Origin of the sequence: Pseudomonas sp., assembly GCF_049645325.1 — a bacterium.
In the GTDB taxonomy this organism is placed as follows: Bacteria; Pseudomonadota; Gammaproteobacteria; order Pseudomonadales; family Pseudomonadaceae; genus Aquipseudomonas.
This window is the reverse complement of the sequence record NZ_JBARTQ010000425.1, coordinates 1-10,059: the sequence shown is the minus strand read 5'-3', so window position 1 is coordinate 10,059 and position 10,059 is coordinate 1. Positions and strand designations below refer to the sequence as shown.

At 61.7% G+C, this 10,059-nt stretch carries 7 protein-coding genes; 4 read left to right on the top strand and 3 right to left on the bottom strand.

Annotated features, from left to right (window positions below):
• The first annotated feature begins 223 nt into the window (after positions 1-223).
• Both WBB95_RS18515 and rmuC read left to right on the top strand, forming a co-directional pair.
• Complete coding sequence (locus WBB95_RS18515) at positions 224-547, top strand: sel1 repeat family protein (protein ID WP_424488903.1); 324 nt, start codon at positions 224-226, stop codon at positions 545-547.
• A 175-nt stretch (positions 548-722) separates the two neighbouring features.
• Positions 723-2,087, top strand: coding sequence for a DNA recombination protein RmuC (gene rmuC / locus WBB95_RS18510; protein ID WP_424488904.1), 1,365 nt, complete (start codon positions 723-725; stop codon positions 2,085-2,087).
• Positions 2,088-2,189: 102 nt separating this feature from the next.
• On the opposite strand, the gene WBB95_RS18505 is transcribed toward rmuC, so the two are convergent.
• The 3 genes from WBB95_RS18505 to WBB95_RS18495 all read right to left on the bottom strand — a co-directional run bounded on the left by WBB95_RS18505 (position 2,190) and on the right by WBB95_RS18495 (position 6,846).
• The gene (locus WBB95_RS18505) at positions 2,190-5,660 is read right to left on the bottom strand and encodes a hybrid sensor histidine kinase/response regulator (RefSeq protein WP_424488902.1); all 3,471 of its coding nucleotides are present in this window, start codon (positions 5,658-5,660) and stop codon (positions 2,190-2,192) included.
• 194 nt (positions 5,661-5,854) lie between these two features.
• Positions 5,855-6,247, bottom strand: coding sequence for a YbaN family protein (locus tag WBB95_RS18500; protein WP_424488901.1), 393 nt, complete (start codon positions 6,245-6,247; stop codon positions 5,855-5,857).
• 11 nt (positions 6,248-6,258) lie between these two features.
• Entirely contained in the window at positions 6,259-6,846 is a 588-nt protein-coding gene (locus WBB95_RS18495; RefSeq protein ID WP_424488900.1) for a UPF0149 family protein, read from the bottom strand.
• Positions 6,847-7,122: 276 nt separating this feature from the next.
• Between WBB95_RS18495 and recQ the strand changes: the two genes are divergently transcribed.
• A complete protein-coding gene (recQ, locus tag WBB95_RS18490; RefSeq protein ID WP_424488899.1) occupies positions 7,123-9,249 on the top strand; it encodes a DNA helicase RecQ in 2,127 nt (708 codons plus the stop codon).
• Between the two features lie 121 nt (positions 9,250-9,370).
• Positions 9,371-9,805 (top strand): MarR family transcriptional regulator, encoded by a 435-nt coding sequence (locus tag WBB95_RS18485; protein ID WP_424488898.1) that lies wholly within the window; start codon positions 9,371-9,373, stop codon positions 9,803-9,805.
• Positions 9,806-10,059 lie beyond the last annotated feature (254 nt).

Here is a 10,059-nt window from a genome sequence, read left to right as displayed (position 1 = left end):
ATATCGCTTTTTTTTATTGGTGAAAAAATCGTCAGTTTGACTGCGGGCCCCATTCCATGCGGCTTTGCGCGCGTTAAACGCGGGTTGTCCACTGAGTTATCCACAGCTTCTGTGGATTGTCCCGAGCGCTTGCTCTAGAACGGGCGTGCAGGGTTTTTTCAGCTTTACGTGTACGAAAAAAAGAGTAGAGTGGCGCGCCTTCCGTTCTGTCCCACAGTGCTTTATGAAGTTTCGCTCAGTATCACCTTCTGTTACCGACACCCCTCAAACTGTTACCGCACCCAAGCGCTTTTCCTTGAAGGTCGCCTTGTGGCTGCTCGACAGCCCGCGTCTGGGGCACAACACCAACGTCAAACACTTCGCCGGGCATTTGCTCAAACAACCCGCGCGTGAAGGCGTAGTCGCGGCGCAGAGCCGTCTGGGCCAATTGATGTGCCGTGAATGCGGCAACGCCCGCGACCGGCGTATCGGCCACGATCTGCTGCGTTCGGCGGCCCGCGCCGGTGACCGCCGCGCCCTGCGCGAATTGGGCCAGGTCGAAGACTGAGCTGTCGTCTAGCCTTGTGCTCCGTTAACCTTGGCCTTTTTCGGTGATGGCAGAAATGGCGATGGCTTTTGACTGGACCAGTATTGCCTTGGGTCTTGCTGGCGCCGCGGTGCCGTTACTGGCGTTGTGTTGGCAGATTCAACGACGGCTGAGCGAGCGCACTAGCGGCTGGGAATTGCTCGAAGAGCGCCTGGCCACCGCGCAATTGGCGCAGGAAGGGCTGGCCGCGCAACTTGACGCCAGCCGCGATGAAATCAGCGACCTCAGCCAGGCCAACGCGGCCAAACAGGCTGACTTGGCCGCCATGCGCCGTGAAGTCGAACTGCTGCAAATCGACCGCGATAACGCCCGTGACGCGGCCCATGCCTGGAACCTCGACCGCAGCGCCAAGGAAACCGAACTGCGCCGCCTCGACGCCTTGTCCGCCGGCCTGCGCGCCGAACTGCGTGAACAGCAGGACAGCCATCAGCAGCGCCTCACCGACCTGCAAGGCTCACGGGACGAGCTGCGTGCGCAGTTCGCCGAGCTGGCCGGGAAGATCTTCGATGAGCGTGAACAGCGCTTTGCCGAAACCAGCCAGGAACGCTTGGGCCAGTTGCTTGACCCGCTCAAGGAACGTATCCAGTCCTTCGAAAAACGCGTGGAAGAAAGCTACCAGAATGAGGCGCGCGAACGCTTTTCCCTGGCCAAAGAGCTTGAACGCCTGCAGCAACTGAACCTGCGCCTGTCGGACGAAGCCACCAACCTGACGCGCGCGCTGAAGGGCCAGAAAACCCAGGGTAACTGGGGCGAGCTGATCCTTGAGCGAGTGCTGGAGCATGCCGGTCTGGAAAAAGGCCGCGAGTATCAGACCCAGGTGAGCCTCAAAGGCCCGGACGGCGAGCGCTTCCAGCCCGACGTGTTGATCATGTTGCCCGGCGACAAGCAGGTGGTGGTCGACTCCAAGGTCAGCCTCACCGCTTATCAACAGTACGTGGCGGCCGATGATGAGGTGATCGGCCAGGCGGCGCTCAAGCAGCATGTGCTGTCTTTGCGTAATCACGTCAAAGGCTTGGCCGGCAAGGATTACAAGCGCCTGGAAGGCTTGCACAGCCTGGATTTCGTGTTGTTGTTCGTGCCGATCGAGGCGGCGTTTTCTGCCGCATTGCAAGCCGAACCGAACTTGTTCCAGGAAGCGTTCGACCGCCATATCGTTATCGTCAGCCCTACCACGTTGCTGGCCACCTTGCGCGTGATCGACAGCCTGTGGAAGCAGGAACGCCAGAGCCAGAATGCCCGCGAGATCGCTGAGCGCGCTGGTTGGCTGTACGACAAGTTCGTGCTGTTTATCCAGGACCTGGATGAGGTGGGCAACCGTCTGCAACAGCTGGACAAGGCTTACAGCGCGGCGCGAAACAAGCTGACAGATGGGCGCGGAAACCTGGTCAGCCGCACCGAGCAATTAAGGTTGCTGGGTGCTCGCGCCAGCAAGAGTTTGCCGGCGGATTTGCTGGAGAAAGCGATGACCGATTCAGACGGTGTGGCGCACGTGCCTGAGTAAGTTGCGGTCAATGTGGGCGCTGGCTTGCCTGCGCTAGCGGCGTGTCAGCCACCACCGTTATCGCAGGCAAGCCAGCTCCCACAGGTATTGAGTTAAATCTTTTTACAGCGGCAAATGCCGACTGAGCAGCGCCCGCAACGCCGCCGGCTTCACCGGCTTGGCCAAGTAATCCAAACCCGCCGCATGCACCTCGGCCACCATCTCCGGACGCCCGTCGGCGCTGATCACCACCCCGGGAATCGGCTCGGCCAGTTGCGCGCGCAGCCAGCCCATCAGTTCGGTGCCGGTTTCGCCGTGGTCCAGGTGGTAATCCACCAGCGCGACCTGTGGGCGCATGCCCTCAGCCAGCAGTGCCGCGCAATGTGCCTGGTCAGTGGCGGTCCACACTTCACAGCCCCAGCGTGTGAGCAAGCTGCGCATGCCGATCAGGATGCTCTCTTCGTTATCCACACATAGCACCTGTGCGCCGCTCAGCGGCAACCCATTGTCCTGCGTCGCCTTGACCTGTGGGCTGGCCTGGTTGCGCGCCAGCGGCACGCGCACGCTGAACACGCTGCCTTTGCCTGGCCAGGAGCGCACGCTCAAGGTGTGACCCAATACGCGGCACAAGCCGTCGGCGATCGCCAGGCCCAGGCCCAGGCCTTTTTCGGCGCGGGTCTGATGGCTGTCCAGGCGCTTGAACTCTTCGAAGATGACCTGCTGTTTATCTGGCGGAATGCCAGGGCCGCGGTCCCAGACTTCCAGGCACAGCTCACCGCGGCGCCTGCGTACGCCAAGTAGCACCGGGCCGTCGGCATAGCGGAAGGCGTTAGTCAGAAAATTCTGCAAAACCCGTCGCAACAGTTTGATGTCGCTGTTGACCCGCAAACGGCTGCCGCGCAGGCGGAACCGCAGCCCTTGCTCCTGAGCCAGGGCCTTGAACTCAGCGCCGAGGGTGTCGAACAACTCGTTGAGCGCAAAAGGCTGGCGCTGTGGGTTGATCTTGCCGTTTTCCAGGCGCGAGATGTCCAGCAGGTCGCTGATCAAGTCCTCGGCGGAACGCAGCGAACTGTCCAGGTGCTGGACCAACTGCCGGGCCTCCCCGGACAAACCGTCATTCTGGTGGGAGAGGGCGGCGGAGAACAGTCGCGCAGCGTTGAGCGGCTGCATGAGGTCATGGCTCACCGCAGCCAGAAAGCGCGTTTTCGATTGGCTGGCCGATTCGGCGACACCCTTGGCATCGGTGAGTGCCACATTGAGTTGCGACAGTTCGTGGGTGCGCTCGGTCACCCGTCGTTCCAGGCCTTCATTGGCCTCGGTCAACGCTTGCTCGGCCTCACGGAACGCGGTGATATCGGTGAAACTCATGACAAACCCGCCGCCGGGCATCGGGTTGCCGATCAGCTCAATCACGCGCCCATTCGGGAACAAGCGCTCGGAGGTGTGCGCGCGCCCCTGGCGCATCCAGTGCAGACGCCGCGCCACGTGCACTTCGGCCTCGCCCGGGCCGCACAGGCCGCGCTCGGCGTTGTAGCGAATGATGTCGGCGATCGGCCGTCCCACGCTGATCAAACCGTCGGGGTAATTGAACAGCTCCAGGTAGCGCCGGTTCCATGCCACCAGCTTCAGTGACTGGTCGACCACACTGATGCCCTGGGTGATGTTTTCGATGGCGCCTTGCAGCAGTGCCCGGTTGAATTGCAGTACTTCCGAGGCTTCGTCGGCGATGCGGACGACATCCTCCAACTGCATTTCCCGACCTTCAATCGCGGCCTTGACGACGGCGCGCGTCGAAGAAGCGCCGAGCACGCCGGCCAACAGGCGTTCGGTATGGGCGATCCAGTCGTTGTCGGCGTTCTGGTTGGGGTTGAAGCCCTTGCCCTGGCGATAGGCGAAGCGAATAAAGCTCTGCTGGGCGCGCTCCTCGCCGACGAAGCGCGCCGCCAGGCTGAGCAGGTCGCTGATCTGCACCGACAGCATCGAGCGCGCGCTCGCGCGTTGGCTGATTTCCTGGCCGATAAAACGGCCGGCCTGCCAGTGTTCGGACACCCGCGTGCGCGACAGCATCGACACCCAGACGAACAGCGTGAAGTTACCCGCCAGGGAGAACACCGTGCCCAAGGTCAGTGAGGTCACGGACACGCCAAACGGGTGGGAATGCATCCATGTGAGACCTGGGAAAAGGCTCAGCGACCAACCCAGGCTTTTCGCCGTCACCGGCAGGACCAAGGTGTAGAACCACAGGAACGTGCCTGCCGCCAACCCGGCAAACACACCGCGTCGGTTGGCCTGCTTCCAGTAGAGCGCGCCGAGCATCGCCGGGGCCAGTTGGGTCACGGCGGCAAAGGCGATCTGGCCGATGGTCGCCAGGCTCGCCGTGGAGCCCAGCAGCCGGTAACTCACATAGGCCAGCAGCAGGATGATCACAATGCTGACCCGGCGCACCGACAGCATCCAGTGGCGGAACACTTCGAACGGGCGCTCGGCGCTGGAGCGACGCAGCAGCCACGGCAGCAACATATCGTTGGAGACCATGGTCGACAACGCGATGCTGGCCACGATCACCATGCCGGTCGCCGCCGAGGCACCGCCGATAAACGCCAGCACGGCGAGGGCCGGATGCGCTTCAGCCATGGGCAGGCTGATGACGTAGGAATCGGGCAAGACCGAGCCGGGCAGCAGCATTTTGCCGCCCAGAGCGATGGGCACCACAAACAGTGCGGCGAGGATCAAATAGGCCGGGAATACCCACTTGGCCAGGCGCAAATCCTTGGGGTCGATGTTTTCCACCACGGTGACGTGGAACTGCCGAGGCAGGCAGATAATCGCCATCATCGCGACGCCGGTCTGCACCACCATCGACGGCCAGTTGATCGTCTCCTGCCAGTATTCCTCCAGGCGCGGCGCGAGCATCGCCTGATTGAACAGGTCGCCGAAACCGTCATACAGGCCGTAGGTCACAAACGCGCCGACCGCGAGAAAAGCGAACAGCTTGACCAAGGACTCAAAGGCGATCGCCAGCACCATGCCGCGGTGGTGTTCGGTGGCATCGAGGTTGCGGGTACCAAACACAATGGTGAACAGCGCCAGTACCAGCGACACGATCAGGGCTGTGTCCTGGGCGCGGGTGCCGGTGGTGTCGACCCCGGCGCCGATCAGCAGGTTCACACCCAGCACGATGCCTTTGAGTTGCAGGGCGATGTAGGGCAATACGCCGACCAGGCAGATCAGCGCGACGACCACGGCCAGGGATTGAGATTTGCCGTAGCGCGCGGCGATAAAGTCGGCGATCGAGGTGATGTTTTCCTGCTTGCTGATCAGGATCATCTTCTGCAGCACCCAGGGTGCCAGCACCAGCAGAAGCACGGGTCCGAGGTAGATCGGTAAAAACGCCCACAACTGTTCGGCGGCTTGGCCTACGGCGCCGAAGAAGGTCCAACTGGTGCAGTAAACCGCCAGCGACAGGCTGTACACCCACGCACGCACACGTGGCGGCAGCGGCGCACGGCGGCGGTCACCGTAAAAGGCGATGGCAAACATAATGGCCATATAGGCCAGGGCAACGGCGGCGATCAGCCCGCTGGACAGCGTCATGGTAACTCCGAGCATAAGAACACCCAGGCCTTCCGGGCCCGGTGGCACAGTCTCGCATGATGCCTGGGGTTAGTCAGTGTCGACCAAGGTCGTGTGCATCAGTTGGGTGGGGTCCGGGCTTGCCCGCAATAGCATCAACACGGTTCAACTGTCACAGCGCGGTGCCTGTATCGCCGGCAAGCCAGCTCCCAGCGTTATCGCGGCGGCAGGGTTTTCTGACGCAGGAGATAGACCGTCACCAGCACGGCGCTGGTCAGCATAAAACCGCGCGCCCACGGCAGTGGCACCAGGTAGCAGGAGAAACCGATGCTCAGCCACATCAGGCCGATCGCATAGACCTTGCCCTTGAGCGGGATGCCATTGCCGTCGAGGTAATCACGAATCCATGGGCCCAGGCGCGGGTGGTGCACCAGCCAATGGTAGAACCGCGGGGAGCTTCGGGCGAAGCAGGCGGCGGCGAGCAGAAGGAAGGGGGTGGTCGGCAACACCGGAAGGAAAATGCCGATCACTCCCAGCGCTACGCTCAACCAGCCGATGGCCAGCAGGGCGTAACGCAGGAGCAGCGAGCGTTTGCCCGTGGGGGGCATGGGCAAACGACTCAGTGGTGACGTGGCTTGAGGATCGCCGGCTTTTCGTCAGGCGCGTTGCACAGCAGGTACAGCGCGGTCAGGGCTTCCGGGATCTGGACGATCATGTCGTCCATCAGGTTGGCGTCGGCGGCGATGTCGGAGAACTCTGGCTGGTCGTCGAACAGGCCCGAACCCACCATGATCGGCAGCAGCATTTCGCTGACTTCTTCTTCGGCGGTTTCGAACCAGGCCGCTTCGCGCAGGAACACACCTTCCATGAAGCCGATGCACCAGCCGCGCAGGTCGGAGTCGTCCGGCTCTTCGCCCAGGTCCAGCTCGCACGGCAGCTCGAATTCTTCATCAGAGGCCAGTTGGCGACCGATGTGGGCCTTGAGGGCCAACAGGGTGGATTCGATTTCTTCGCGCTGGGCAGCGTCAGCGTAATGCGGTTCTTCAGCGAACAGTGCGTCGATCCATTCACGGTCGGGCACGATGTCGGCGCAAATCGAAAGGGCGGTCAGGTAGCCGTGGGCGGCCACGTAGTCCAGCGCCTCGTCATGCAGCTCATCGGCGTCGAGGAAGGCTTGCAGGCGGGTTAGTTGCTCAGCGAAGGACATTGAAGGACTACCTTGGGAATAAACGATGCTGAATTCTAGGCTTTCTTGAGCGCCCAGGCCAGCCGCTGTGCACATTTGCCAGCTTTTAGAGACGGGCTGCAATTCGTCAGCGGTGCCCTTTGCAGGCTGGTGCTCGGGTATACTGCCGCGTTTTGTGATGCCCCTGCAGGCCGAGCGCCACCTCGGGAAAACTTCGCTTACGGATTATTTTCCGTGAATGCGGTTTTTTTCGTCCAGCCTGTACAGAGGGATTTCGGCACCATTTTGGAGTTTTACATGCTCGAGCAGGCTCAACGCGTTCTCAAGGACATCTTCGGCTACGACAGTTTTCGTGGCCGCCAGGGTGCAATCATTGAGCGCGTGGCCAATGGCGGTGACGCCCTGGTCCTGATGCCTACCGGCGGCGGCAAATCGTTGTGCTTCCAGGTACCTGCGCTGTTGCGTAATGGCCTGGCGGTGGTGGTGTCGCCGTTGATCGCGTTGATGGACGATCAGGTGGCCACCCTGGAAGAGTTGGGTGTCGCTGCGGCGTCCCTGAACTCCACCCTCAGCGCCGAACAGCAGCGCGACCTGGCCGCGCGGATCAAGCGCGGCGAAGTGAAGATGCTCTACCTGGCCCCCGAGCGCCTGGTGCAGCCGCGCATGCTGGCCTTCCTGCAGAGCCTGGAAATCGCCCTGTTTGCCATCGACGAAGCCCACTGCGTGTCGCAATGGGGTCACGATTTCCGTCGCGAATACTTGCAACTGGGTCAGTTGGCCGAGCTGTTCCCTGATGTGCCGCGTATCGCCCTGACCGCCACGGCCGACAAGCGTACCCGCGAAGAAATTGTCGAGCGCCTGCATTTGCAGAACGCCGAGCGCTTCCTGTCGAGCTTCGACCGGCCGAATATTTTTTACCGCATCGTGCCCAAGGAACAGCCACGCAAGCAGTTGCTGGCGTTCCTCTCCGAGCGCCGCAGCGATGCCGGCATCGTCTATTGCCTGTCGCGCAAGAAGGTTGATGAAGTGGCCGCGTTCCTGTGCGAGCAAGGCTACCCGGCGTTGCCGTACCACGCCGGCCTGCCGAATGAAACGCGCTCCGCGCACCAGAAACGCTTCCTCAACGAGGAAGGCCTGATCATGGTGGCGACCATCGCCTTCGGCATGGGCATCGACAAATCCAACGTGCGCTTTGTTGCGCACATGGACCTGCCCAAATCCCTTGAGGCTTACTACCAGGAAACCGGTCGCGCCGGTCGTGACGGCCTGCCGGCGGACGCCTGGATGGTCTACGGCCTGCAGGACGTGGTGATGCTCAAGCAGATGCTGCAGAACTCCGAAGGTGACGAGCGCCACAAGCGCTTGGAGCAGCACAAGCTCGACGCCATGCTGTCGCTGTGTGAAGAGACCCGCTGCCGCCGACAAACGCTGCTGGCGTATTTCGATGAAGACATGCCCCAGCCGTGCGGGCATTGCGACAACTGCACCGACGGCGTGCAGACCTGGGACGCCACCGAGCCGGCGCGCCAGGCATTGTCTGCCATCTACCGCACCGGCCAGCGTTATGGCGTGGGCCATCTGGTGGATGTGTTGCTCGGCAAGGACAACGAAAAGGTGCGCAGCTTCGGCCACGAGAAGCTTTCGGTCTATGGCGTTGGCAAAGCCCGCGCCGAGGGCGAGTGGCGTTCGTTGTTCCGGCAAATGGTGGCGCGCAACCTGGTCGATATCGACATCGAAGGGTATGGCGGCCTGCGCTTGAACGACAGTTGCCGACCATTGCTCAAGGGCGAAGTGACCCTTGAACTGCGTCGCGACCTCAAGCCGCAAACCACGGCCAAGAGCAGCACCAGCCAAGCCAGCCAACTGGTGCGTGGCGAAGAGCGCGAGCAGTGGGAAGCCTTACGCACCCTGCGCCGCAAACTGGCGCAGGAACACAGCGTGCCGCCTTACGTTATTTTCCCCGACTCCACGTTGCTGGAGATGCTGCGCGAGCAGCCCACCACCATGGCCGAGATGGGCCGGGTCAGCGGCGTGGGCGCGCGCAAACTGGAGCGCTACGGCCAGGCCTTTCTCGAAGTGCTCGGCGGCCAGGCCGAAGCACCCAAGGAAGTCGCCGATATTCGCCATGAGCTGATCAGCCTGGCGCGCGCGGGCATGACCCCGATCCAGATCGCCGGCCAGTTGCAATGCTCGGAAAAGAACGTCTACACCTTGCTCGCCGAATCGATTGGCAAACAGCAATTGTCGTTGGAGCAGGCACTGGATTTGCCGGAGGACTTGCTCGGTGAAATCCAGGACGCGTTTCTCGACGGGGAAGGCGAATTGCCACCGGTTGCGGAGATCGCGCCGCTGTTTACCGGGCGTGTTCCAGAGGGTGTCTTGTACTGTGTTCGTGCCGCTTTGCAGTCTGAATTCGAGATTTAGTGCGCCAATTGCGACAATGTAACGAATCAGTACATAGCAACTCTTGCCTACTGGCATGGCTCATGCTTAGCTGACTAATAATTAGCCACACTTTATTTTCAGTCTAAACCATGAGTTTTTTATGCCGTTAACCGATCAACACCGTTTTGGCATGCAGCTGGCGCAAATGTCCCGAGGTTGGCGCGCCGAGCTGGACCGCCGTTTGGCGGGGCTGGGTCTGTCCCAGGCGCGTTGGCTGGTGCTGTTGCACCTGGCCCGCTTCGAAGACCCGCCAACTCAGCGTGAATTGGCACAAAGTGTCGGAGTAGAAGGGCCAACCCTGGCTCGGCTGCTCGACAGCCTGGAAGGCCAAGGCCTGGTGCAGCGCCAGGCCGTGCTCGAAGACCGCCGCGCCAAGCGCATTCTGTTGTGTGATACGGCGCGTCCGCTGATCGAGCAGATTGAAACCATCGCCACGGCATTGCGCCATGAGCTGTTCGTGGGCGTGGACGAAGAGGATATGCGCGTGTGCATGCGCGTGCATGGGCACATTCTGGCGAACCTGGAAAAGCCCTGATCCAAGGCATGCTGAAGCTCAAAAGGTGGGTGCTGGCTTGTGTGGTGACCCGGCTTTTGGATATGCCTGCTTCGGGTTAGCAGGCTTTTTGTGGTGAGCGGGCTTTTTGTGGTTAGCAGGCTTTTTGTGGTGAGCGGGCTTTTGTGGTGAGCGGGCTTGCCCCGCGCTGGGCTGCGAAGCGGCCCCAACACCAGGCACCGCGTTTTACCTGACTAACCGCAATTACCTATCAGGGCCGCTCCGCGCCCCAGCGC